Origin of the sequence: Candidatus Magnetobacterium casense (genome assembly GCF_000714715.1) — a bacterium.
Classification (GTDB): domain Bacteria; phylum Nitrospirota; class Thermodesulfovibrionia; order Thermodesulfovibrionales; family Magnetobacteriaceae; genus Magnetobacterium; species Magnetobacterium casense.
On record NZ_JMFO01000027.1, the window covers coordinates 18,536 to 44,418 of the forward strand.

Annotated in this window: 19 protein-coding genes and 1 pseudogene; 9 read left to right on the forward strand and 11 right to left on the reverse strand. The window is 49.5% G+C overall.

Annotation, left to right across the window (positions count from 1 at the left end):
* The first annotated feature begins 44 nt into the window (after positions 1 to 44).
* The gene (locus Mcas_RS12525; protein ID WP_052567392.1) at positions 45 to 578 is read left to right on the forward strand and encodes a thermonuclease family protein; all 534 of its coding nucleotides are present in this window, start codon (positions 45 to 47) and stop codon (positions 576 to 578) included.
* A 507-nt stretch (positions 579 to 1,085) separates the two neighbouring features.
* Here the strand turns inward: Mcas_RS12525 and aspS are convergent.
* The gene (gene aspS, locus Mcas_RS12530; RefSeq protein WP_040335891.1) at positions 1,086 to 2,882 is read right to left on the reverse strand and encodes an aspartate--tRNA ligase; all 1,797 of its coding nucleotides are present in this window, start codon (positions 2,880 to 2,882) and stop codon (positions 1,086 to 1,088) included.
* Positions 2,883 to 3,513: 631 nt separating this feature from the next.
* On the opposite strand from aspS, the pseudogene Mcas_RS12535 reads away from it, so the two are divergent.
* Together Mcas_RS12535 and Mcas_RS19445 are read left to right on the forward strand one after the other, a co-directional pair.
* Positions 3,514 to 6,525, forward strand: a pseudogene (locus tag Mcas_RS12535) (LamG-like jellyroll fold domain-containing protein); the annotation flags it as partial.
* Positions 6,514 to 7,449 (forward strand): FG-GAP repeat domain-containing protein, encoded by a 936-nt coding sequence (locus Mcas_RS19445; RefSeq protein WP_492208017.1) that lies wholly within the window; start codon positions 6,514 to 6,516, stop codon positions 7,447 to 7,449. The pseudogene Mcas_RS12535 and the gene Mcas_RS19445, both read left to right, overlap by 12 nt.
* A gap of 182 nt (positions 7,450 to 7,631) precedes the next feature.
* On the opposite strand, the gene Mcas_RS12540 is transcribed toward Mcas_RS19445, so the two are convergent.
* On the reverse strand, positions 7,632 to 8,219 hold the full coding sequence (locus tag Mcas_RS12540) for a coiled-coil domain-containing protein (RefSeq protein ID WP_040335893.1): 588 nt from the start codon (positions 8,217 to 8,219) through the stop codon (positions 7,632 to 7,634).
* Between the two features lie 142 nt (positions 8,220 to 8,361).
* Between Mcas_RS12540 and Mcas_RS12545 the strand changes: the two genes are divergently transcribed.
* A complete protein-coding gene (locus Mcas_RS12545) occupies positions 8,362 to 9,813 on the forward strand; it encodes an O-antigen ligase family protein (protein WP_040335894.1) in 1,452 nt (483 codons plus the stop codon).
* On the opposite strand, the gene Mcas_RS12550 is transcribed toward Mcas_RS12545, so the two are convergent.
* From Mcas_RS12550 to Mcas_RS12590, 9 genes are all read right to left on the reverse strand, one after another.
* Positions 9,806 to 12,019, reverse strand: a complete 2,214-nt coding sequence (locus Mcas_RS12550; RefSeq protein WP_040335895.1) for a CHASE2 domain-containing protein — start codon at positions 12,017 to 12,019, stop codon at positions 9,806 to 9,808. The two genes, Mcas_RS12545 and Mcas_RS12550, sit on opposite strands and share 8 nt — an antisense overlap.
* Positions 12,006 to 12,617 carry an exosortase H-associated membrane protein gene (locus tag Mcas_RS19310; protein ID WP_353740393.1) on the reverse strand — a complete coding sequence of 204 codons (612 nt, stop codon included), beginning with the start codon at positions 12,615 to 12,617 and terminating at the stop codon, positions 12,006 to 12,008. The genes Mcas_RS12550 and Mcas_RS19310 overlap by 14 nt, the downstream gene beginning before the upstream one ends.
* Positions 12,586 to 13,104, reverse strand: coding sequence for an archaeosortase/exosortase family protein (locus tag Mcas_RS12560; protein WP_156033355.1), 519 nt, complete (start codon positions 13,102 to 13,104; stop codon positions 12,586 to 12,588). The genes Mcas_RS19310 and Mcas_RS12560 overlap by 32 nt, the downstream gene beginning before the upstream one ends.
* Before the next feature lie 24 nt (positions 13,105 to 13,128).
* Complete coding sequence (locus Mcas_RS12565) at positions 13,129 to 14,802, reverse strand: GMC oxidoreductase (protein ID WP_040335898.1); 1,674 nt, start codon at positions 14,800 to 14,802, stop codon at positions 13,129 to 13,131.
* A complete protein-coding gene (locus tag Mcas_RS12570) occupies positions 14,799 to 15,218 on the reverse strand; it encodes a gluconate 2-dehydrogenase subunit 3 family protein (protein WP_040335899.1) in 420 nt (139 codons plus the stop codon). The genes Mcas_RS12565 and Mcas_RS12570 overlap by 4 nt, the downstream gene beginning before the upstream one ends.
* A 133-nt stretch (positions 15,219 to 15,351) precedes the next feature.
* Positions 15,352 to 15,576 carry a hypothetical protein gene (locus Mcas_RS12575; RefSeq protein WP_040335900.1) on the reverse strand — a complete coding sequence of 75 codons (225 nt, stop codon included), beginning with the start codon at positions 15,574 to 15,576 and terminating at the stop codon, positions 15,352 to 15,354.
* 91 nt (positions 15,577 to 15,667) lie between these two features.
* The gene (locus tag Mcas_RS12580; RefSeq protein WP_162176324.1) at positions 15,668 to 16,297 is read right to left on the reverse strand and encodes an OmpA family protein; all 630 of its coding nucleotides are present in this window, start codon (positions 16,295 to 16,297) and stop codon (positions 15,668 to 15,670) included.
* A gap of 26 nt (positions 16,298 to 16,323) precedes the next feature.
* Positions 16,324 to 16,761 (reverse strand): FecR family protein, encoded by a 438-nt coding sequence (locus Mcas_RS12585; RefSeq protein WP_052567395.1) that lies wholly within the window; start codon positions 16,759 to 16,761, stop codon positions 16,324 to 16,326.
* A 259-nt stretch (positions 16,762 to 17,020) separates the two neighbouring features.
* Positions 17,021 to 18,193 carry an efflux RND transporter periplasmic adaptor subunit gene (locus tag Mcas_RS12590; protein WP_081853847.1) on the reverse strand — a complete coding sequence of 391 codons (1,173 nt, stop codon included), beginning with the start codon at positions 18,191 to 18,193 and terminating at the stop codon, positions 17,021 to 17,023.
* A gap of 228 nt (positions 18,194 to 18,421) precedes the next feature.
* Here Mcas_RS12590 and Mcas_RS12595 point away from each other — a divergent pair, with 228 nt between their 5' ends.
* From Mcas_RS12595 to Mcas_RS18295, 5 genes are all read left to right on the forward strand, one after another.
* Positions 18,422 to 20,413, forward strand: coding sequence for a 4-alpha-glucanotransferase (locus Mcas_RS12595; RefSeq protein WP_040335902.1), 1,992 nt, complete (start codon positions 18,422 to 18,424; stop codon positions 20,411 to 20,413).
* A 97-nt stretch (positions 20,414 to 20,510) separates the two neighbouring features.
* Complete coding sequence (gene glgX / locus Mcas_RS12600; RefSeq protein WP_040335903.1) at positions 20,511 to 22,604, forward strand: glycogen debranching protein GlgX; 2,094 nt, start codon at positions 20,511 to 20,513, stop codon at positions 22,602 to 22,604.
* Positions 22,605 to 22,677: 73 nt separating this feature from the next.
* Complete coding sequence (glgB, locus tag Mcas_RS12605) at positions 22,678 to 25,038, forward strand: 1,4-alpha-glucan branching protein GlgB (protein WP_081853848.1); 2,361 nt, start codon at positions 22,678 to 22,680, stop codon at positions 25,036 to 25,038.
* Positions 25,039 to 25,261: 223 nt separating this feature from the next.
* A complete protein-coding gene (locus Mcas_RS18290; protein ID WP_156033356.1) occupies positions 25,262 to 25,432 on the forward strand; it encodes a hypothetical protein in 171 nt (56 codons plus the stop codon).
* A 174-nt stretch (positions 25,433 to 25,606) separates the two neighbouring features.
* Entirely contained in the window at positions 25,607 to 25,882 is a 276-nt protein-coding gene (locus tag Mcas_RS18295; protein WP_156033357.1) for an IS1634 family transposase N-terminal domain-related protein, read from the forward strand.
* Position 25,883 lies beyond the last annotated feature (1 nt).

Here is a 25,883-nt window from a genome sequence, read left to right on the forward strand (position 1 = left end):
TGGCTAAAAGGAAGAGAGCAGGACGCAAGAATGGCAATACAGTAGTGGCATCTTTAGTTACCCTGGTGCTGTTATCGCTGTCGTACAACAGATGCAATCTGCCGGAGAAGGTGTCTCCAAAGAAGCAATACAACAGGGAAAAGGTTGTGCGGGTAAAGGATGGCGATACCGTTGTCTTATCTCCCGGTCCTGGGAGACAATCTTACACATGCTGGCTGTATGGAATCGATTCCCCTGAGACGCCCAAGCGCAATGTTGCGGGGCAACCCTATGCCACAGAAGCAGCTAAAGCCTTGGAGCAACTTATACTGGGCAAAGAGGTAGAGGTAACCTTAACCGATGACAAGACCTATAATCGTGAGGTCTGTGTGTTGAGATTAAGCGACAAAGATATAAACCTCCGGATGATAGAGCTTGGTTATGCCTGGGCGTACAAGCACTACCTCAAGGCGCCATACACGGAAAGTTATCTCAAAGCCCAGCAACATGCCATGGCTGCACGAGCCGGTCTGTGGCAAGATAACAAACCGCAACCACCCTGGGAGTTCAGGGCCCGCTCAAAACACAAGGCCAAATAAAACTTTATGTCAACAGCAATTCTCAGTGAAAACACCAACAGGCTATATTCAAGGTTTTTGGATAGACATGACAAAAATATTATTGTCTATTGAGTTAACTCCGGTAGTATGGTAGAATATAGGGAAAATGATATTAAGGAGGTACATATGAAAAAGCAATATGAAGAAATAGACCTTATAGATTTTCAAAAAAAAGTATAGCACAGAGGAGGCGGGTAGCACCACAATCAACCGTGGTTAGCAGAATTTAAGCCATTTCTGTACCCACATAATATGGCATTGTTGTTATGATTAACCAATGTGTCCACGTTTGAATGGAGTGCTACCGAAAAAACAGTAAATAATGCCTCCCTGACGCCACCAAAAATTTATGCACCCGCAGGGATGGTGGCAATAAACATACCTCGCAGCGCAGTTGCAGAATGAGTGCGGGGGGTAGTATTATAAAGGAGGCCAGCTACGATACTCAATAATCAGCCTCTTTGTCGTATACTCTCAACAGACGCCTTAATCTTCTTCGATGTTGAGCCTGATGTACAGCTCCCGCAGTTGGGTCTTGTCAACCTGCGAAGGTGCAGATGTCAACGGACATGCGGCCTTCTGGGTCTTTGGAAACGCGATAACATCCCGCAAGGATTGTGCGCCAGTCATCAGCATGATAAGCCTGTCCAATCCCAGTGCCAACCCACCATGAGGAGGGGCACCGTACTTCAGGGCATCCAACAGGAAACCAAACCGCTCCACCGCCTCATCAGCCTTGATCCCGATAAGCCCCAAGACCTTCTGCTGGAGGTCTGCCCGGTGGATACGAATACTGCCTCCGCCTATTTCGCTGCCGTTAAGGACGATGTCATAGGCCTTTGACGTAAGCCTCGCACAATCACCCCTGCCACTGATCCTGCCATCGAGGATGGCCTGTATGTCGTCATCCGCCGGAGAGGTAAAGGGGTGATGCAGGGCCGCAAATCTGCCCTCATCAGCAACCCACTCCATAAGCGGGAAGTCCACCACCCACACAAACTTGTCCCGCGTCCCAATGAGGGCGTTTTTCCGGGCTATATCCAGACGCAGGCGACTCAGACAATCGTTGACAATCGCCGCCTGGTCAGCCACAAAGAGCATCATATCCCCCGACTGTGCACCAAGCATATCTGCCATCTCCCTGAGCATCCCCTCCTGGAAGAATTTGACAATGGGCGATTCAAAGACGTCCTTGACCTTTATCCACGCCAGTCCCTTTGCGCCCATCGCCTGCACCTCTTGCGTCAAGAGGTCTACCTCGCGTCTGGAGTACGAGGCCATGCCCTTGCCACAAACCCCCTTGACGATCCCGCCCGATGCAAGCGCATCCTGAAAGACCTTAAACGTACTGTCCTTGACCAGGGCAGAGACGTCCCTGAGTTCAAGGCCAAACCTCATGTCAGGTCTGTCGTTGCCAAAGCGTGCCATCGACTCCTGATAGCTGATCCGTTCAAAGGGCGTCTCTATCTGTTGCCCCTTTATCTCATAAAAGAGCTTCTTTAAAAGTCCCTCAACCACAACTATGACGTCGTTCATATCGACAAATGACATCTCCAGGTCAACCTGGGTGAACTCCGGCTGTCGGTCTGCGCGCAGGTCCTCATCTCTGAAGCAGCGCACTATCTGGTAGTACCTGTCAAGCCCTGCGATCATTAGTATCTGCTTGAACAACTGCGGCGATTGCGGCAGGGCATAGAAGTGTCCGGCACTTACACGGCTTGGCACGAGGTAGTCCCGCGCCCCCTCCGGCGTCGATTTCGTCAACACGGGGGTCTCCACGTCCATGAAGCCCTGTTCATCGAGGTAGTCTCTTATGACCTTGCAGGCCTTGTATCTGGTGGTGAGGTTGCTCATCATCTCCGGTCTTCTGAGGTCTAGGTAGCGGTATTTGAGCCTGAGAATGTCGTTGATCTCACCGGCCTCATCTATGGGAAAGGGCAGGGGGTCGGAGACATTTAAGACCTCAAGACTCTCAACATGCACCTCTACCAGGCCGGTTGGGATATCGTGGTTCTCCGTCCCCTCCGGACGCCTGCGCACCTGTCCGCTTATGGCTATGACCGATTCCGTCTTTAAGTGATGTGCTGTCTTGTGAGTACCCGTCTGAATGCCCGCTGTTTGTGTATCGGGGTTAAAGACCAGTTGTGCTATACCTGTCCTGTCCCTGAGATCGATAAAGATCACCCCACCGTGGTCACGGTTGCGATATACCCATCCGCAGAGTCTGACATCCTTGCCTGTATCATCAATGCCTATTTGGCCACAGCCCTTGTCCCTGTACATTTTGCCTCCTTCTTAATTGTCATGGAAGTATCCTGACCGTATCATCGTTATCGTGCTCTTTTATCTTTAAGGATAGCATGTCCAGAGGATGTTTGACAAGCGACAGTAAAGAAAAGAAAGGGGCGGCTCCGCCCCCCTTCAGAACCCCCCGCAAGGGGACCAGTCCCCTTGACCCCATTTTACCGTGCTTTTTTAGGAGTATGCCATATTTTCTTCACATAAGGGTATTTTTTACAGCAAGAAAATTTATGCCTCCAAAAGAAATAATTTGCTTGCATTATTTTTAACGCTATGTTTATAATAACCTGACGAAGGCAATTGTATGATGTCCTTAAAAGGAGGTGGTGAATATTATGCGTTGATGTATTGTTAGCATCGACAGTTGTGTTGCAGTTCCGTGTGATTAAGCAAGATTGGTGACATTGGTACCCTTGGCATTAGTCGGGGGAATGAGCAATTTCATTGAGACTTTAAGGAGGTTACGAAACATGTTTAAGAAAGGTTACAGTGCAGGAAGGATTTTTTTGACGCTCCTCGTGCTTGGCATGGTTTTTGCCAACGGGGGGGGGTAGCAAGAGCGGCTTTAAATGACGGTCTTGTTGCGTATTACCCATTTAACGGTAATGCCAACGACGAAAGCGGCAACGGCAACAATGGGGTTGTAAACGGGGCAACCCTGACGACGGATCGGTTCGGGAATGCCAACAAGGCATATAGCTTTGATGGGAGTAGTAATTATATAAATATTCCCGACAATGCCACACTAGAACTTACCACAGACTTTTCTATTACATGTTGGGCTAAATACAGAACAAAGCCAATAGCTGGTTATATGCATATAGTATCTAAGCATATGGCCGATGTTAACTATGATGGAAGCTATTGGTTATCTTTAGCTCTTGGTAAAGTAGTGTTTCAAGCTACCCCTCGTTGGGATGACACATCTCCTACTAGCAATGCTACTTTGCCATTAGACACATGGAGTCAGGTTGTTTTTACATATAACAAATCAACTCAGGTTTGGAAAATCTTTATCAATGGCGCTTTGGATAGAACAGGAACGATAGAAACTAATATTCAGAACACTTCACGCAATCTTTATATAGGCGCTGAAGAAACTTCAGGGGGTAGACAGAATTATTATCACGGTGAGCTTGATGACATCCGTATTTACAACCGCGCTCTTTCTGATACGCAGATTCAGCAGTTGTACAATATTGAGTCCACCGGCATTGTTGCGTATTATCCATTTAACGGTAATGCCAACGACGAAAGCGGCAACGGCAACAATGGGGTTGTAAACGGGGCAACCCTAACGACGGATCGGTTCGGGAACGCCAACAAGGCGTATAGCTTTGATGGTGTGAGCAATTATATCCAGATTGACAGTGGTATTATTAACTGGGGTAGTCAAACTTATACCATAAACATATGGGCAAAGTTTGCAGAACAGTCGATGACTAGTGTGAAAAGAAACCATTCCCTTATGAATACCTATCCACATGACATTTGGGCGTTGAGCTACAACCATGATTACAACCCCGGAGCTCTTTCGTTATTTTTAAGTCATGGCGTAAGCTGGGACACAGCACACCCATTGAAAGGGACGAAAGCAGATTATCTGAAAGATACTTGGTATCAGCTAACCGTTGTTAAAAATGCCGGCAAGTATAGCATGTATACTAATGGTGTCCTGGATAATCAATTGGATACTATCTATGACAGTTTCACATTGAATGCCACAAAGATGTTTATCGGAGCTTCCAGTTTTCTGGGTGAGTACTTCGGTGGCTCTATCGATGACATCCGTATCTACAACCGTGCTCTTTCTGATACGCAGATTCAGCAGTTGTATAACGATTCCCCAACACCCACACCAACCCCTACGCCTACCCCAACACCAACCTACACGGTAACGCCATCAGCGGGCACGGGCGGAACGATAACCCCGTCAACGCCTCAAACCGTTACCTCCGGCGCAACAACGACATTCACGGTAACGCCAAACACGGGATACTCCATCGGCTCAGTAACCGGATGCGGCGGCTCTCTATCCGGCAACACGTATACAACAGGCGCTATCACCGCTAACTGCACCGTAACGGCTACGTTTTCGGTCATCCCACCCACCACCTACACCGTAACGCCATCAGCAGGCACAGGCGGGACGATAACCCCGTCAACACCTCAGACCGTTACATCAGGCGGGACAACGCAATTCACGGTAACGCCAAACACGGGATACACCATCGGCTCAGTAACCGGATGCGGCGGCTCTCTATCCGGCAACACGTATACAACAGGCGCTATCACCGCTAACTGTACGGTTACGGCTACGTTTTCGCCAACCCCGTGCAGCTACTCAATCACCCCGACAATCAAGTCATTCCCCGCAGCAGGCGGCAGCGATACCATTAGCGTAATCGCAGGTAGCAGTTGTGCATGGACGGCAACAAGCAACGCCACCTCATGGCTGACGGTCAACACCCCTTCCGGCTCCGGCAATGGCACGGTCAGTTACACAGTTGCGGCAAACACCGCTACAGCCTCCCGCACCGGTACGATAACGATTGCAGGACAGACCTTAACGGTGACGCAGTTAGGTATAGATTGCAACAGCATGACAATCACCCCAACGAGTAAGTCATTCACTGCAACAGACGGCAGCAACACCATCGGCGTGACCACAAACAGCGGTTGCGCATGGACGGCAACAAGCAACGCATCGTGGATAACCATAGCATCAGGCAGTTCAGCCTCCGGTGCCGGTACGGTCAGTTATACCGTTGCGGCAAACACGGCTACAACCCCTCGTACCGGTACGATAACAGTTGCAGGACAGACCTCCCTGACCTTTACAGTAACACAGTCGGAACAAGGAAATTCCTGCACCTATACCCTTACTCCAACAAGCAAGGATTTCCTTGCAACAGGTGGCACCGGCGATGTAACGGTAAAGACCTCAACAAACACCTGCCAATGGACGGCAACGAGCGGCGTTGACTGGATCACCGTAACGTCTGGTAGCGCAGTAACCGGCTCCGGCGTGGTATCGTACAGCGTTGCGGCAAACACAGGGCCACTTCGCACAGGCACAATAACAATAGGCGGTCAGACATTTACGGTGAATCAGGCCGGTGTCTGTAAATATACACTCACCCCAACGACTAAACAGATCGACGGCTCCGGCGGAACCGACAGCGTGAACGTCACAGCAGAGAGCGCTTGTTCGTGGAGTGCGATAAGCAACGACAGTTGGATAAAGATCAGCTCTAACAACTCCGGCAGCGGCAACGGCTCAGTGTACTATTCCGTAGACGCCAACCCGACTGCAAATACGCGCACGGGCACTATGACCATAGCCGGACAGACGTTTACCGTTACGCAGGACCCTGGAGGTTTTGTGACGCTCACCCTCAAGATAACTGGCAACGGCAGCGGTACAGTAACACCATCCAAAGGCACCCCCAACTGTAGCAGCGACGGCAAGACATGTCTGACGTCGTATGTCATAAACGACGAGGTGGTTCTAACAGCCACCCCCGCACAAGGCTCAACGGTAAAGGGTTGGACGGGTTGCAATCCAATAGTCACAGGCGGCAGCCAATGTACGCTCACGATGTCTAAAGACATGGACGTCAGCGTCGAGTTTTCAGTCCCCGTAACGCCGATATACGACTTTGACGGCGACGGCAAGAGCGATGTCATCTGGCGTAGCAGTCAATCCGGCGATGTCTTCATATGGCTGATGAACAAGTTCAGCCTGACTGGCGGCGATTACGTCGTCAAGGGTATCACGGCGGATTGGGACATCAAGGGAATCGCTGACTTCAACGGCGACGGCAAGAACGACATAGTCTGGCAGCACAAGGACAAGGGCGATGTCTACATGTACATCATGAACGGCACGCAGATATCGGCCCACGATTATGCACTGAAGGGTCTGCCCAAGGAGTGGGAGTTCAAGAAGGCCGGCGACTTCGATGGCGACGGCAAGGCGGACATCCTGTGGCAGAGCACCGAATCTGGCGACGTGGCCGTGTGGTTGATGAACGGCAAGGACATCAAGAGCGGTGGATTTATCGTCAAGGGGATGAGGCCGGAGTGGACGATCAGGGCCGTGGCCGATCTCGATGGCAACAAGAAGGCCGACATCATCTGGCAAAACACCGACGGCGACATAGTTGTCTGGCTGATGGACGGCACGACGATCTCAAAGATGGATTACTCATCACGTGGTATCCCAGGCAGTTGGCAGATAAAGGCGGTCGTTGACTTTGATGGCGATGGCAAGGCCGACCTGCTCTGGCAGGACATCACCTCGGGCGACGTTGCCATGTGGCTGATGGACGGGTTCAAGATAGCTGGCGGCGGTCTTGTGAGTCACGGGATGCCCAACGTCTGGCAGATCATCTCCGTGGCTGATTACGACGGCAACGGCAAGGCCGACATCTTCTGGAAGAACACCGGCAATGGCGACGTGTATGCGTGGTTCATGGACGGCGTGGCTATATCCGACAAGGGTTACGTTGTGATGGGTATGCCCCCGGAATGGCAGGCTAAATAGTGGCAGGCTAAGTAAGTGACTAAGTAAATAAAGAAGAAACTGCAAAGGGAGGGGTTTACCCCATTACACCACGGGGTGCTGCCCCTCCCTCAACCCCCAACAAATACCTGACAAGGCGTGAAGCCACTGCACAAGCATCCAGGTTATACGATCAGCGCTCAAATCATCAGGCAAAGCTGTCGTTACTTTGCAAATGCCCTGAGTATGACAATCATAACCGCTATCTGCCCTATCCAGAACAGAAACATCCACTTGGTGATATCTGCTTTAGTCTCTGAGAGTTTTTGCTCTAATTTGGCTACTTCAGTGGTGATACGCTCATTGAGTCTTCCTTCCAGCGCCACCAGTTCGGCCCTCAACGAGGTTGACTCGGCCTTCATCCTACCTTCCAGCGCCACCATTTCAGTCCTCAATGCCGCTGACTCGGCTTTCATCCTACCTTCCAACGCCACTAATTCAGACTTTAACGAGTTTTCCAGCGCCACGATGTCGGCCTTCAACGCCGTTGAGTCGTTTTTCATCTCAGTCCTTAGCGCCGTTGAGTCGTTTTTCATCTCGGTTCTTAACGCCGTTGTGTCGGTTTTAATCTTGCCTTCGAGGATAATCAGATCGGCCTTTAATGAGCCTTCCAGCGCCATCAGGTCGGCCTTTGTTGCCATCTCGGTTTTTGCATGTTCGGCCACATCGTCAATTGCATCAATGATGGCAATAGTCCCATCTTCCCCAATTTTGTCCTTGAGCAGGTTATACAGTTCTATCTTTCTATACATATCATCTATTGTACAATACTTGGTATAAAAAATTCAAGTGCAAAAATCAAAAACGCGCTATAATATTGACATGGACAGGCAGGTAGCTTTATCATATAGCGATAACTCAAGTTTGAACCTACGCAGGAAGGGAGGGGGAGATATGGCTCTGACAACGATCATTGCGGCATTGATGGCGTTACTGGCGGGGATAGCCTATATGCTGTCGCCCCTCTACCTTGCGGTGATAGTTTGCGTACTGGCCCTTGCCTTCGTTGTGCTCAAGGGGCCAATGTGGGGGTTGCTCTTGACAACCTTTGTCTACAACATCGAAAATACCGCACTGCATATCCATATCGCCGACGGCAATGACCATGTTGACTACCCAGTCTATATCGTCTTTCTGCTTGTGACCCTGGCAGGGTGGGCAGTCCACAAGGCCTTCAATTACCGTCTTAAGAGACCACCAACCCCACTTGACCTGCCTCTGCTGGCACTGTTTCTCTATCTGGGGGTCTCTCTGCTCTGGACGCCATCGTTTGTGCTGGGACTACACTTTTTCCTGCTGCTGTGTTTCAATATGCTCATGTTTTACCTGCTGACGGCAATAATAAAGACCACCAGGCAGTTAGAGCTTCTTATAATCTTTATGGCCGTATCGGCGCTGATCCATACCGTATCGGTGTTTATCTCTCAGTGGTATACCCCACATGCAGAGCTTAGGATTGACAAGAACATTGTTCTGTCTTACTTTGCCCTGTGGCAGATGGACTCCCGACCCTGGGGGCTTGGGGGAGGGCCTACGATGTCGGGGTTCGTAGTAGCGGTCATCATCTTCATGCTGGCCTTTATCGTTAATTCCACAGGGAAAAAGCGTATCGGCATTGCCGTTGTTACCATCCTGCTGTCCTATTCTATTGTACTGATGGGTGTCAGAGCGGCTTTTATTGCACTGATACCTGCCTTTGTCTTGTTCTTCCACCTGCATCCGGCATCGAGGGAGAGGTTTCTCCGATATGCCGTCTTGTGTGTTGCAACCATGCTGCTTATAGTAATAACGGCTACACCCGGATTTATAGACCGTATGTTGGTAGGGTTTGGTTACAGGGGGGAACCTATATTTACAAAGAAAAGCTCTCAACACGATGCCAGCACTGCAAAGCTGTCCTCACAGAAGGAGGGGGTCACCGGGATGAAGATAAGAAAACAGATGTGGCTTGATGGCCTGCGTTACATGCAGGAGCACCCCCTGACGTTTGTAACGGGTATGGGCATTGGTGGCCTTGTCCACGTCTCCCCCAACACCCCGCGTGAGATACACAGTCTGCTCCTTGCGTTTTTCTTTGACATGGGCATGGTGGGGATACTCCTGCTGATCTATATCTGCTACGTTTTGTCAGGGGACATGTACGGCAAGCTTCACAAGCTTGATACCGGGCCATTGAGCGGACTCTTTGTGGCTTCTTGCGTAATGCTGCTAACCGTATTTGGGATTGAGGGGCTGGTGTGGTTTGACATCAATTCGCCGTCATCAAGATACGTGTGGTTTCTGCTGGGGCTACATGTGGCCATCATGGGGATCAAAGGGAAGGTTGAGGGTGGGGCAGCTACTTGATCGTGTGTGTAAAGACCTTGTCCCAGGTGTCACCGGGCACGTTCATCTGGAAATAGTTGCAACGTCTCCTGTACAGGTCATACAAGACCACCTGACGATACCCGGTCAGCAGTTTAGAGAACAATTGCCCCGCTCTGACGAAGTCCAGGGCATAGTACATATTCAGCGCCCCTGTAAACAGGGCAAGTTCCTCCTCAAGCTCCTCAGCCTGCTTTGCCGAGTAAGCCGTATACAATGTCACCGGTTGTTGTTTGCCCTTGACCCTGACCCTGTCGATCTCAACGAACCTGAACTTGATGCCCGATTGTGCGTCAACACTGCCCTGTATTGCGTCACTGACCAGGAGGCTCAAACCGTAGGTCTTGGTAAGGCCCTCGATGCGTGAGGCGAGATTGACGTTGTCTCCGATTATTGTGTAGTTGAATAGGTCTTGCGACCCCATGTTGCCCACCATGGCCACGCCGCTGTGCAGACCGATGCCAATTTGCAGCTCAAGGCCAAAACGTCCCTTGAAGTCAACGTTTAACCTCTCAAGTTCGCTCAACATCTCCAATGCAGCCGTCACCGCACAGCTCTGGTGGTTGTCAATGCTTACGGGGGCGTTCCAAAAGGCCATGATGGCATCCCCTATAAACTTGTCCAGGGTGCCCTTGTTGCCCTTGACAATGCCCGTCATGGGTGTAAAATAGCCTCTTAAGAGTGCACTGATATCGGTAGGGGACATCCGTTCACTGATGGCGGTGAAGCCCCGTATATCGCTAAACAGTATGGAGACGGTTCTCTCTTCGCCCTGAAGTGCGAGTTGTTGCGGGTTTCTGACCAGTTCGTCAACCACGGCGCCTGAGACGTACTTGGAAAACGCATGGTGGAGAAAACGCCTGTCGGACTCCTCCTTCCTGAATTTCAGGATAGTCAGTACCATAAAATTATTGTTCAAAGTCAAAAGCGGCACAAGTGGTGAAAGATAAACCCCATTGGCACGCATAATGCCTTTGGCACCAAACCATAACGCCAGCATTATCAGTATCAATACAGGGACGCTCTTATAAATTCTCAGGTATGCAAAGAGCGCCGTTGACACAAACCCAACAAGCAATGTTATCAAGACCTCGGCACCAATGGCCCAACCAGGTTTAACGATGAAGTCACCCCTGAGTATGGTGTCTACAACCGTGGCATGGACCTCAACACCGGGGTAAAACTGATCAAAGGGCGTTGAACGAATATCCATTAATCCCAACGCGGATGAACCCACAAAGGCAATCTTACCCTCAAGGGCATCCGGTGGCAGGTTGCCGAGCATAACGTCTGCGGCTGAATAGAAAGGAATGGTCTTGCGCCCACCCCTGTAGTGGATGAGCATGTTGCCCGTGGCGTCAACGGGGATGGTTATCCCGCCTGCACGGATGGATTCGATACCGTTTTTGTCGCGTTTTATGCTCACCTGAGCGTTGTCCGCACTGTGGAGAAACGTGGCAAGGGCCAGGTTTGGGTAGTACCTTCCCTGCCGCTGTGTCACCAGGGGCACCCTGCGAAATATGCCGTCCCGATCGTTTGCCGCGTTAAAAAATCCGGAAGCCTTTGCCGCCTCCGATAATTCCGGCAGGTTACAGAGCACGTCATTTGGTTCGTTGTTGGTCTGCTGCATACTGTCGATAGTATCAATGGTGGCTGCCTTTAAGGGATGCAAGAGGCATTCCTGTTTATGTTTGCCGGGTTGACCATCAAAGATGAACTTGTATCCGAGTATAAAATGCCCATTTTTCAGTGTGTTTGCCAACACCTTGTCGTAATCCATCAGGGCATCGGGCATGTTGATGAAACCAACATCGAGGTCGAGGTCGGTCTTAAGGGTGTGTTTCAGGATTACTGGAGATGTGCGGTCTCGCTCTGAAAACACTATGTCGATACCAACTGCCGATACTCCCAGCGACTTTAACCGCTCAAGCAAGAGGGCAACCCTGTAACGCGGCCATGGCCACTGCCCGTATTGCAGCATACTCTTGTCGTCTATGTCAATGATAACCGGCACACCGCTTGTCTTACTGGAATGCACAGACATCAGTATGGTATCATAGAGCTTACCGCTGATGAATCTTATAAAGACAGGCGGATATATTACAAGCAGCGTGCATAATATTGAAAGCCCGATACCCAGAATAAGCAGATGCAGGTTCTTTCCCTTGGCTGTTTCAGGTTTCCGCAATGTAGGGAGTCTCCGTAGAGCGAAATCTGCTATAAATATATATAGCCATAAGGAATGGTTCAAATCTTATGATCATTGCTTCAAGGAATTCGAACAATAACTTGTCTACGTTTAATAAAAACATTCCTAATGCGTATGTAGTATAAATACCTGCCTTGATGAGATCATCAGCAAGATGAAACACACCACCGAAATATAGATAGCATAAATGAGTACAAACAACCAAACATAACGATTCCATTACCACTCTGCCTCTTTTTCTTATATGCGGCAACAGGGTTACAACAATTGCCATTGTCAAAGGCATGTTATACGTATAAGTAGAAGTATTAACATGTAGATTAAATCTCTTATTGTAGACATGTCTCACCGGTTCAAAGGTTGACTTTACTACACCATTTTCTGTGTCGGTTTTAATAAAGTTGACTCCTCCAACAGTTAATGACACAAGATTGAATGATATGTGCGTAAGCCCTATTGCATAGTAATCCTTTAACCAAATCCAGACAGACAACAGAAACAAAAAGGATACCAGGAACATTAATACGGTCCTCAGGTAAAATCCCTTATTTTGAAAGCTGCCCGTTTTTTCTGACATAGCTCGAAAAAATGAAGAATAGGGCAAGGGATATGGCAATCATAACCCCTTGAGCAACATAGAGATGAACGATATCGAATATATCTTTAAAGTATATCCCCGTAAGTCCCAGAGCAACTATTCTTATGACATTGAGTAACTGTATAATGACAAACCCTGTCACTATTGCCACTAACCTCTGCCTCCAGGTAGCAGGATAGGCTACTATCGCAATGGAGTAAATCATTACAGACTCAAGGCCACTACAGCCAAATTTCACTTCCATGGCAAATGTGGACAACCTCAATATGCTGCCATTGCACGAATGTGGGATGCTTAATATATTTAGAACCTTTGACGTCATAATAACTATGCTCTCATTGTATACTTTGTTTACATCAAAGACGTTTTTTACAGCATTTACGCTCATTAACAGAAAAAATAAAAACATCAGTGTCGCATACACAAGCACAAAACGCTTTATAGCAAAAGCATTGTCCGAGTTCAAACTCAAGTCAAAAGCCTCCGGTATTCAATATTTACTCTTAAGTTCATCTATATATTCAGCCGTTCTGATGGCTAATGCCTCAATTGTCAGACTCGGAGATGCTCCGCCCCCAGAGCTTGGAAATACGCTGCTATCGACCACGAAAAGATTGCGCCAGCGATGGCTTTGACAAAACTGATTTACAACCGAGTCTTGGGGCCTGTTACCCATTTTGCAAGTGCCAAAGACGTGGGTAGAGTTGAAGTTATCGTAGGTGCTGTAGACTTCCGCAATATTGCTTACCCCAGAGGCAATGAGTATTTCACGAGACATATCAAGCATAAACTTGAGTCTCATCAAATCCATTTCATTGAGGTATGAATTAATTCGTGGCAATGGTAAACCAAACTCATCCGTTTTAATTGGGGCGAGGTCTACGTAAGAGTATTCATTGGGTATAAATTCACCAATGGCACCAACGCTTAATAAATTGCCAAAACTCCTCCGCATCTGTTGCTTATGTTGCTTGCCCCACCCCTTTGCAACCTTTTGAGCATAACTGATGGGTCCATAAAACCCCAGCTCAAGGGTAGAGTGAGTGAACCGACATCCACCTAATACGCCTTGTATAGCGTCAGGATTGCTGTAGTCCCAACAAATTGCATCAGCCGGTGTGCCGCGATAGCTCTTCAACTGCTCCGGATGCAAGCCAGATACACTGCAATAAAGGGTTTCCATGAAATTTCTGCCAACCATGCCGGATTCATTACACAAGCCATCGGGGGCATAGCGATTCCTTGACAGTAACAAGAGTCGGGGTGTTTCCACTGCCCCACATGAAACAACAAAAACATGACCTCTCTCCCTTTGGAAGTCCCCATTAGCATCTATGTAATGCACTCTCTTTATCCTATCATCAGATGCGGCTTCAATGTATACAACGTTGCATAAAGTTCTAAGCATGCAGTAACCGGAATCTAATGCCTTGCGTACAAAGGTAACGTCGGCACTACCCTTGTCCATCCGCTGGCATCCAAGTTGACAGCATCCACAGTAATTACACAAAGGTCGCCCATCGTAAGACTCTGACAGGATGGCAAGTGAATTCGGGATAAAGCTCAGACCAAGTTTAAGTGCGCCGTCCCTTATTTTTGATCCCCCATAACTTATCTTGTGTGCTGCAAGCGGATAAGGTTTACTGCGATACCGTACCGAGTCTCCATCCGAAGCACCCGATACCCCTGTAACGTCTTCGGCAATGCAATAATAGCGTTCCAGTTCGTCGTAATCAAACGGCCAGTCAGAGGCAACTCCAAAATGGCTCTTTAGCTTCATTGCCCTGGGGTTTAATCTATGGGCTTCGCCACTGAATGCCAGTGTGCTACCCCCTACTCCTCTTATATGGTGATACTTACCTGCCATTCTATAACCGGTATTGTTTACCTTGCCAAAAACATTATTAACACTTGAGAGATTCCTGAATCTCTCATCCAACCTTTGCATTAAACCAAACGTATATTTACCCTTGTGCCCCTCTTTTTCCGGGAAACCATCTTGTTCCCATTGAGGTTTATCTGTAACATAGTCTGTACTTGGATTATACGCCGGGCCGGATTCGAGCATCAGCACCTTGAGCTTGAGCCTTGAAAGTGCCCATGCAGCAGCGGCACCACCGGCCCCTGTCCCCACAACAATAGCGTCAAAGGCTGGTTCATTCATGGACTGAAGCCAGGCGGTTTTGAATGATCGGGAAATCCTGAAGGCTGTGGCGGGCCGTCATAGTCAATGGATTTCCAACTCAGGGGATTGCCGTAATAGTAAAAAAATGTTTCTCTGCGCAACCGTTCAAAAAAAATAGCCGGTAACGATCCCTCTGAACTCTCTGCAGCAAAGGAGACTATTTTCTGGCGCATACTTTCATCCAAAAGATGAAACAGTCTGATGCCGAATAAGCTCTTAGCTTGCTTGTCAAGCCAATCACAGCCCCTCCACAACAGTGCAAGGAACCTTCTATCTCTTGCTGACTTAGCTACAATTGCAATATCAACACGGAGAGCAGATGCCGAAGGACTCTCATCGGCAGGGATAATAACATCGAGAAAGGCCTTCAGCGTATGTCTCTTGTCCTCTGTCAACGTGGATGGTAAATAATCTCTTTTTAACGCGTACCCTGAATATCCAAGTAAACAAATCCCCGTAAGACTTCTGAGAAATTTCCTTCGGCTATAGGTCATTAAAGTAGTTTATGCACTATCCCTGCCATGAGTACTATTTACCGCTTCTTGCCCTGAGCAACATATAAACCCCGCCGACCCCGGCAGCCACAGCATACAACCCTTGTCCTACATCACCCATTGCAGGTACTGGTGTTGGCGGTGTACCAGCCATTGTTGGTGCAACCCACAATAAGGTGTTAAGCAGTGAAAAGAAAATAGCCGCGCCTAACAACCAGAGACGGCGTTTCAATTTATCATGGTGTTTTTCGTAACTCATTTCGTGTCCTCCTAATTTTTTAGCTTTAAAGCAAAGCCAATGTTACATAAAACATACTCTTTTAGCTTCCATATTCAACAACGTGATGTGGTTATCTGACTGTGACCTCTACACGGCGATTGCGTGGTTCATCTACGTTGTCTGCTGTTGGTACCAGGGGATTGTCTTTTCCGTGTGACTCGATTTCAAGGTTTGCCGGGTCCACGTCGTGTTCTGTTAAATACTTGCTTATACTCTGTGCTCGCTTTAGGGATAGCTTGTAGTTGTATTCCTTGGAACCGGATGTATCCGTGTGTCCAATTACGCTGATATCCGTTGATTGCAGCCTGCGTACTGACTCAAGCACCTTTGGTAATAATGCTGCCGACTCCTTCGTTAACTCCACGGAATCGTGTTTAAAGTGTATCATAAACCTTTCAGGGGCCTTAGGCAGTGCGTTTAAGGCGCTGCCAAATATCTCCTGTATCTGTTGTGGTTGCATCTCCTGGGACTGACTTGGAGCGGTATTGGCATCCCTCACCCCCGTGAAGTGATCAGCGCTGTCTATTACCTGTACACCACCGCTGTTTGACACCTCAATGCTGCCGACCTTGCCATCGTCAGACAAAAGGGTAAAGATGGCGGCGTTTTTTACCGGTTTGACTTCCTCCTTCTTTACCTCCTTTGCACATGATACAAGCACGGCCAATACGGATAACAAAATCGCCAGTCTGCCAATCATCTTAGACACCATTACTTTTTGCAATTTCATTCCTCTATCTGAACGGCAAACTTCGTGCCCCTGATGCCGAGCGTTGCGAGGGGGGTTTCAAACCTCACGGACTTTGGCGATAACTTACCGATCATCCCTGTCACACACGTGGCCGTCCCCTTGCTCATTCGTGTAACGAGGGCATACTTTTGCTCCCTTGGAGAAAACACGAAATCGTCAAAGACTATTTTGCTTTTGGGGCCAAGCGATACCCGCGTGTCATCCCGGAGGATTACTCCCACGGCGCCATCATCTCCGGTTTCCAGGGTATCATTTTTAAACACCTTGCTCCCAACAGTTGCAGGTATGACGCCCTCTGCACGTATGATGGACACCTTACCTCCGACAGTCTTGATACTGCCTATTGTATCGGCAGCATACAGGCTCACAGGTATAAACATAAGCAACAATGTCAGTACTTTAATCCGTATCATTATAATAATCCCTACTTTTAATATACACGAGATATTTGTTTCTGTCAAGCCGTCATACCGTTGACAATCTTATACAAAAAAAATTCCCTCACACCTTCAGTGAGAATTGCTGGTAATTCGTGAAAAAATTTGTAACTTCTAAAAAAGCTGAGGTAACTCATTTACCGCATTATCCATGATCTCCTGCAAATGTTTTATGTTGATAGGACTGTCAAACGATATTACACTGTGTACATTATTGTCAATACCCCCAGACATGTCACTTATCTTCTTTAGTTGCCGTTTGTACCTTCACCCTGGCCCCGTCAAAGAGGCCCTGCTGTCCGACCACTACCACGGACTGCCCGGCAGTAATGCCCTGTGTTATTTCGGTCAATTCTCCGGAGTTCTCATCTGCAAAGGACTGTCCGACCTTCACCAACACCTGGCCGGCCTTGTCACCGTCAACAACGTAGAGCTTAACACTGTCGCCCTCATAGAGCAACGCCGTAGCAGGGACTGCGATGACCTCGCGTGGCTGTTGCGTATAGAGCATCACGTGGGCAAAATACCCCGGCCTCAGTGCGCCATCGGCGTTGTCAACGAGCGCCTCAACCTCAAGCGTGCGGGTCTTCTTGTCAACTGCGGGGTAGATGGCGCTGACCCTTCCGGTGAACTGCCCCCGGGGCAACGCATCAACACTAAAGGTCACCTCTTGTCCCTTGTGCAGCATCCGGACAGCCTTTTCGGGTACCGTGAAGTTCAGCTTGACGGGGTCGGTCTGGATGATCGTCACCAGCGGGGTGCCGTTTCGGACGTAATCACCTGCGGATGCCTTCTTGACCTCAACCGCACCACTGAGCGGACTGTGAATGGTCGTCTTGTCCAGTCTCTGTCGTGAGAGCGCCATTGCGGCCTTTGCCCTCTCCACCTCGGCTTGGGCGATAGCCAGACGTGTGGAGATGTCGTCAAACTGTTGCTTTGTTACGAGCTGGTCTTTGTACAGGTCGCTCTTGCGCTGGAACTCACCCCTAATGTTGGTCAGCGATGCCTCGGCCTGAGTCACGGCAAGTTCGGCACTATTAAGGGACAGGACTAACTCGCTGTCGTTGACCCTGGCAATCACCGCACCCTTTGATATACGTGCTCCTTCGGTCACGGTCAGTTGCGACAGAATGCCATCGACCTCGCTGCTGACCGTTACCCGCTCAAATGGCTCAATCGACCCCGTTGCCTCAACAAATGCCCTGAGCGTGGTCTTCAACGCAGGGATTGTGATGACATTGATGGTCTTCTCCGCAGGCGTCTGGGGCAGCTCATCCTTCTTGCATCCAGGCAACAGGCAAATGCACACAACACACGAAAAAAACCAAAACAACCTCAAACACGATCTTGTCACAACAAATTGCGTCTGCTCAAGCCTCATGCGCGTTCCTTCAACTGTGGTCTTCATAAACAACGCTCTATTTTACATCTACTGCCATTGATATGGCAACAGGGCAATAGATGTTGAAAATTTTTCTTGCTATAAAAAAATACTGTGAGGCAACAGATGCTGTTTCGTATAGATTTTAGATGAGGCAACTCGCTGCCTATCAATTTTTGGCCTGCTTTGATTATAATATTTGACAGGTCTTGTTCGCAAGTAAAATAAAAATCTATAAAGAGAGGGACAAATTAAATGAAATTTGGAACAATCACACACTATCTTACCGGAGTGGCTGTGCCTGTCTCTGGTATCAGGACGGAGGAGGGCTGCGGGATTGGTGAATTCCTTGATCTGATACCCTTTGGGACATGGTGCAGGAAGATGGGGCTTGATGTTATACAGATACTGCCTGTCAACGACACGGGCAGGGACACCTCCCCCTATAATGCCCTGACGGCATTTGCCCTGCACCCAATCTATATCCGCCTGCAGGCGCTGACAACCGGCAACCTGCAACTGAAGGATGGCTTTGCAGCAGAGATAAAGGAAACTGCCGCAAAATTAAACGCCCTCAAAAGCGTCAACTACAACGAAGTCAGTCAGTTCAAGCTGGCAATGCTAAACAAGATATACACGCTCAATAAAACGCTCATACAGTCCAACAAGGACATCCTCGCATGGATGGCCTCCAAGTCCTGGCTGAAACAGTACGCCGTCTACCGCGTATTAAAGGACCTCAACGAACAAAAACACTGGAAAAACTGGAGCACCCTCAACAACCCCTCCACCAGCGACATCGATGCCTTCTGGGACAAACACACAGACGAAGTGACGTTCTATGCCTGGATACAGTACGAGCTGGAGGCACAGTTGACAAAGACCTCAAATGCCCTTGAAGAGATGGGGTTGAAGCTCAAGGGCGACATCCCCATACTCATCAACGAGGACAGCGCCGATGTCTGGGCACAACGCCAGTACTTTGACCTGAGCATGAGGGCAGGAGCACCGCCGGATATGTTCTCCGACAGGGGCCAGAACTGGCGCTTCCCATGCTACAACTGGTCGGCTCTGGAAAAGGACGACTACAAGTGGTGGCGGCAGAGACTCAAGCAGGCCGCAAACTTCTACCACACCTATCGCATTGACCACGTCCTGGGGTTCTTCCGCATATGGCAGATACCGGACCCCGAACACACCGGCGTGCTGGGCAGCTATGAGCCTGCCTCATGGTTATCCAAAACGGAACTCAGCAATATCGGCTTTGACGAAGACGGCATACAACGCCTGGTAGTGCCAACTTTTACGAAGTCGTATCTCAGGAGCTTCTTTGGCAACGACTCCGAGCGCATTATCAACAGCTACTTCGCCCATACCGGTAACGACAACTACGTATTTGCCGCCACCATATCCAGTGAAAATATCATCATGGCCCTCGCCGATGAATCATACATCAAGGACAAGCTCCTTGAGCTGTACTGGGACAGGGTCATGCTCACAAACCCCAAGGCCCCCAAGGGGACGAACCAGTATCAGCCCACCTGGTTCTACTACAGGACCAGGACGTTCAATAACCTCCACGAAGGGCAGCGCAGACAGCTCACTGACCTCATCGAAAGAAACAAGGTCAGACACGAAGAGGTCTGGAAGGTCAACGGCAAGAGACTCCTCAAGATGATGGCAGAGACAACGGACATGCTCGTCTGTGCCGAAGACCTCGGTGCTATTCCCGATTGCGTACCGGGAGTACTTGCAGATATGAAGATACTGGGTCTGAGGATTGAGCGATGGGCCAGGGAGTACAAGAAGCATGATGCCCCCTATATACACCCCGCATACTATCCGCGTTTGTCCGTGGCCTCCCCGTCGGTGCATGACACCTCCACCCTCAGGGGACTGTGGGAAGAACCTGGCTGGGATAAAAACCAATATTTCTCCCTGCTCGGCCTGGGTGGCACTGCCCCGAACTATCTTACGACCGAAGTTGCCGCAAGCATTATGCGCAGAAACCTGGGGGCAAACTCCCTCATAACCATCATCCTGTTACCGGACCTGCTGTCGTTGTACTACAACCTCAGAACATCCAACCCCGATGAAGAAAGGATAAACGTACCCGGCACCTATAACGACAAAAACTGGACGTACCGAATGAAAGACACCGTAAGCTACCTCGCAGAGTACAACGAGTACAGCATGTACATCAAGGGGCTTGTCGATGAGCGCCGCAATCGCCCCCTGGTGGATTGATAGCAGAGGAGGCTAAATTCAGGCACAGTTGTGCGCACCCTCCCCTAACCCCTCCCATACAGGGAGGGGGGATTTACAGGAAAGGAGAGATATATTAATGCTGTATTTGAAACGAATAGGAAATCTGGAAATATTTCGTGGTAGTCCACTGCCCATGGGCGCTACGGTGAAGGGAGACGGGGTCAATTTTGCCATATTCTCCAAGCATGCCACGTCCGTAACGCTGGTGATCTTTGCCTCCGGAGTCAGAGAGCCTGTTGCCGAAATCCCTCTGCACCAGTGTTTTAACAAGACCGGTGACGTCTGGCATGTATTTGTCAGGGGCGTGGGTGTGCAGACACGTTACGGCTATCGCATGGCCCGTGATGTCGATGACATGTACCCCATTCACCGCTGTAACCCCGATAACGTCTTGCTCGACCCCTATGCAACGGCACTAACGGGTGCCTCCACCTGGGGCAAGATATACAAACGCAGGGGAGACGACCCCGGAGAGGTATTTGCAAACACCCGCCGCTGTCTGGTCATCGAAGACGACTACGACTGGGAATACGATAAACCCCTGGAGATACCCCTGCGTGACTCGATAATATACGAGATGCACGTGCGAGGCTTCACTGCCCATCAGTCATCAGCGGTAAGCGCCCCTGGTACCTATGCAGGGATTGTCGAAAAGATACCATACCTGAAGGAGCTTGGCGTAACCGCTATAGAGCTGTTGCCCATTGCCGAGTTTGAGGAGATGGACTCGGACCGCATAGACCCCTCCACGGGCCAGAGACTCAAGAACTTCTGGGGATATCAGCCCATATCCTTCTTTGCCCCAAAGGCATCGTATGCCGCAGACAGCAAAAACGGCGGCCAATTGAGGGAATTCAAAAACATGGTTCGCAAGCTGCACGAGGCCAACATCGAAGTGATCCTGGACGTCGTCTTTAACCACACAGCCGAAGGCAATGAGAAGGGACCGTCGTTTTCGTTCAAGGGCATAGACAACTCCACGTACTACATAATAGACCCCATAGACGGCCACTACCACAACTACTCAGGGTGCGGCAACACGCTCAACTGCAACCACCCGGTGGTGCGTAACGTGATCCTTGACTGTCTGAGGTTCTGGGTGATGGAGATGCATGTTGATGGCTTCAGGTTTGACCTGGCATCGATCCTTGGGCGTGGTCGCAAGGGAGAGGTGTTAAGAGACCCGCCGTTGCTGGAACGCATAGCGGCTGACCCGATCCTGGCCAACACCAAACTGATCGCAGAGGCCTGGGATGCTGCCGGGCTGTATCAGGTCGGGACGTTTCCCAACTGGGGACGATGGGCCGAGTGGAATGGCAAGTTCCGTGACGACATAAGACGCTTCGTAAGGGGAGAGAGCGGTATGGTCAACCACCTGATATCCAGACTGATGGGCTCCCCGGAGATGTATAAAGAGAGCAATCGTGAACCCTGGCACAGCATAAACTTCGTCACCAGTCACGACGGCTTTACGCTCAATGACCTTGTCTCTTACAACGGCAAGCGCAATGACAACAACGGCGAACAAAACAGAGACGGCGCTGATGACAACTTCAGTTGGGACTGCGGCTGGGAAGGGTCAACCAAAAACGCCGATGTCAACCAACTGCGCAGACAACAGATAAAAAACTTTGCCACGTTGATGTTTATCTCCCACGGGGTGCCAATGATCCTGGCCGGCGATGAGATAGCCCGCACACAAAACGGCAACAACAACGCCTACTGCCAGGACAACGAACTGGGATGGTTTAACTGGGACCTGACAAAAACCAATTCCGACATATTCCGATTCTTTAAGCTGATGATCCAGTTCAGAAAGCAACACCAGCTCCTGAGACCGGACAGTTTTCTGGACGAAGACACCTCCTCAGTGTCATGGCACGGCATCAAGGTCGGCAAACCGGACCTGTCCAACGATTCCAGGTCAATTGCAATGCTGCTCTGCGGCGAAGGACAACAGAACGATATCTACATGGTGGCAAACGCATACTGGGAACCCCTGGACTTCGCACTACCAAAACCCTTCACCGGTAAACGATGGTTCAGGTTTGTTGACACCGCACAGGAACACCCCTTTGATATCACAGAGATAGGCAACGAGGTCTTTATGAATGAACAGTCTCACTACAAGGTCTGGCCACGCTCTGTAGTTATACTGGTGAGTAAGTAGGCGTGGATAAGCTAGAAAAATTTAATCTGTGTATTCCGGCCTCTGCCGGAATGACAGTAAAAGGAGACAATCTATGAATCTAAACGAACATATCGAGCAGGTGATCAATGCAACCAGCTCAGACCCATTTTCTGTCCTTGGCATGCATCACATCAAGTTCAACGACAAGGACGCCATTGCCGTAAGGGTATTCAACCCCGATGCAAAGGAGTTGTACGTTGTCCGCACGGATGCCACCAAAAAGGTCTATCAGGCAACCAGACTCAGACAGGAGGGTTTTTTTGAAACCATAGTTGAGCAGACAAACGTCTTCTTCCCCTACAAGGTAAGGCTCGTATCCGATGCCGGCACTGCGGAGATGTATGACCCATACTCATTTGAACCGGTGTTGTCGGACTTTGACCTGCACCTTATGAGCGAAGGCACCCACTACAAGAAGTACGAAAAGTTAGGCGCCCACGTCACTACAATCAATGGCATCACGGGAGTATTCTTTGCCGTTTGGGCACCCAATGCGCTGCGGGTCAGCGTCATAGGCGACTTCAACAACTGGGACGGCAGAAGGCATCAGATGCGTCTGCGTGGCTCCTTTGGCGTCTGGGAGATATTTGTGCCGAGCCTGAAGGAGGGCGACATATACAAGTTTGAACTCAAAGGACGCTACGGCAACTACCTGGGTATCAAGTCAGACCCGTATGGGTTCTTCGCAGAGGTCAGACCCAAGAGCGCATCGGTCGTCTACGACATCAACAAGTACAAGTGGAAAGACGATGCATGGATGAACAATCGCCGTCAACGCAACTGGCTTGAGGCGCCCCTCAGCACATACGAGGTACATCTGGGTTCCTGGCGCCGGGTGCCCGAGGATGGCAATCGCTGGCTGACATACAGGGAGCTGGCCGAAACGCTCATTCCCTACGTCAAGGACCTCGGCTACACGCACATAGAGCTGCTGCCTGTCACGGAACACCCCCTGGATGCCTCCTGGGGATACCAGCCGGTAGGGTACTTCGCATGTACGTCGCGCCATGGCACACCGGATGACTTTATGTACTTCGTCGATAAATGTCACGAAAACAACATCGGCGTTATAATGGATTGGGTGCCGGCGCACTTCCCGCGGGACTCTCATGGGCTGTCCTACTTTGATGGCACGGCACTCTACGAACATGCCGACTGGCGCAAGGGTGAGCACAAGGAGTGGGGTACGCTGATATTCAACTATGGCAGAAATGAGGTCGCAAACTTCCTCATCGCCAATGCCCTGTTCTGGCTCGACAAGTATCACCTGGATGGTCTGAGGGTGGATGCCGTTGCATCAATGCTGTACCTGGACTATTCCAAAAAGCATGGCGAGTGGGTACCCAACAAGTATGGCGGTAAGGAAAACATCGAGGCTATAGACCTCCTGAGGCGTTTCAACGAGGTGTTGCACGGGTATCATCCGGGCATCCTGACCATAGCCGAAGAATCCACGTCGTGGCCGATGGTGTCTCGTCCGACGTATCTGGGCGGATTGGGATTCAGTCTCAAGTGGAACATGGGCTGGATGCACGACATGCTCCTGTACTTCCAGAAGGAGCCTGTACACAGGAAGTACCACCACAACAACCTCACCTTTGCGCTTCTGTACGCCTTTACGGAGAACTTCGTCAACGTGTTTTCGCACGACGAGGTGGTTCATCTCAAGCGATCCATGCTGGACAAGATGCCGGGGGATATGTGGCAGAAGTTTGCCAATCTCAAGACGCTCTACGCCTACATGTACGCCCAGCCTGGCAAGAAGTTGGTCTTTATGGGTGGTGAGTTCGGGCAGTGGAAGGAATGGAACGTGGATATCAGTCTGGATTGGCACCTGACCGAGCATGAGCCACACAGAAAGCTCATGGACTTTGTCAGAGACCTAAATAACATATACAAGACCGAGAGGGCCTTTTACGAGGTGGACTTCGATCATCAGGGCTTTGAGTGGATTGACTTTACCGATTATTCCAACAGTATCGTTTCGTTCATAAGGAAGGCCAAGGACCCTGAAGACTTCATCGTCTGTGTGTTTAACTTCACCCCGGTGCCGCGGACAAATTACAGAGTAGGCGTTCCCAAGGGCGGGTTTTATAAGGAACTTCTTAACAGCGACAGTGAGAGATACTGGGGCAGCAACGTTGGCAACTGGGGAGGTTTTCATGCCGACCATGTCTGGTGGCAGGGCAAACCGTTCTCTCTGAACCTGCAAGTTCCGCCGTTGGGTGCCGTGTTCATGAAGCCCTACAGCGAGGAAGTCGTCACAATCGCCGCAGAAGAGGTCAAGGAGGTCACGGAGCAACCGGAAGTCAAAGACGTTTCAACGCCGCCTGCGGAAAAACTGCTGATATCACCGGCAGAACCGGCAGACAAATCCGTTAATAGTCAGGTTAAACCGGCAGACAAGAAATAAGCTATTTTCAGCCAGACCACCCTCGCCAACCTCCTCCCTCAGACCCACCAGCAAGGGGAGGAGTGGACAGGTGGGGGCTATCTGGTTGCTTTGTTTATAGCATCGAAATTAAGAGTTCCTTTTCATTTCAAGTGGGTAACTTTTCCCGTCCTTGTAGAAGAACCCCCTCCCTTTATGGGAGGGGTTAGGGGAGGGTTCTTTTAGTATTATATCTGTCAGGACAATGGAAGAAGATTGTCAGGCATTTAAAGAAAACATACTACCGCCCACCCAAAATTTATGCACCCCACTAAAAGGTAATTCTTTATTTTCTCTTGATGATTTAGAAACTAAGGCTGGTAAATCTATTGGAGGAATTAGGAATGTTCAAGATTGGGCAACCTTGGGGCAATGAACCTGTAGATTTTCTCCCATATATAGCGGATATTCTGTAAACAGTAAGCATAGATATCAATAAAGATGGCAGGGTACGGATATTTTTTAGCCAAAATGTAGACACTAAAATAGTCGAATGTACAAAAATAACGCTTGACAATTAAATTAACTATGATATATAATAGTAGTCACTATGTATATAGATTACTCAACGATAAAGACATCTAGTGGCAAAAGTCACACGAGGATATTATTACGTGAATCCTATAGGGATGATGGCAAGGTAAAAAAACGGACTTTATCAAATCTTACACATCTTCCTGCAAATATTATCAGGATGATCAGAGACATGTTGACAGGCACTGGAAAACCAATAGATAAGAAAGTGATAGAGACGGATAAGGTTAGCGTGAAAACAGGATTAAAGTTTGGTGCACTCTATGTGCTTTACGTTTTATCATACGGCTAAA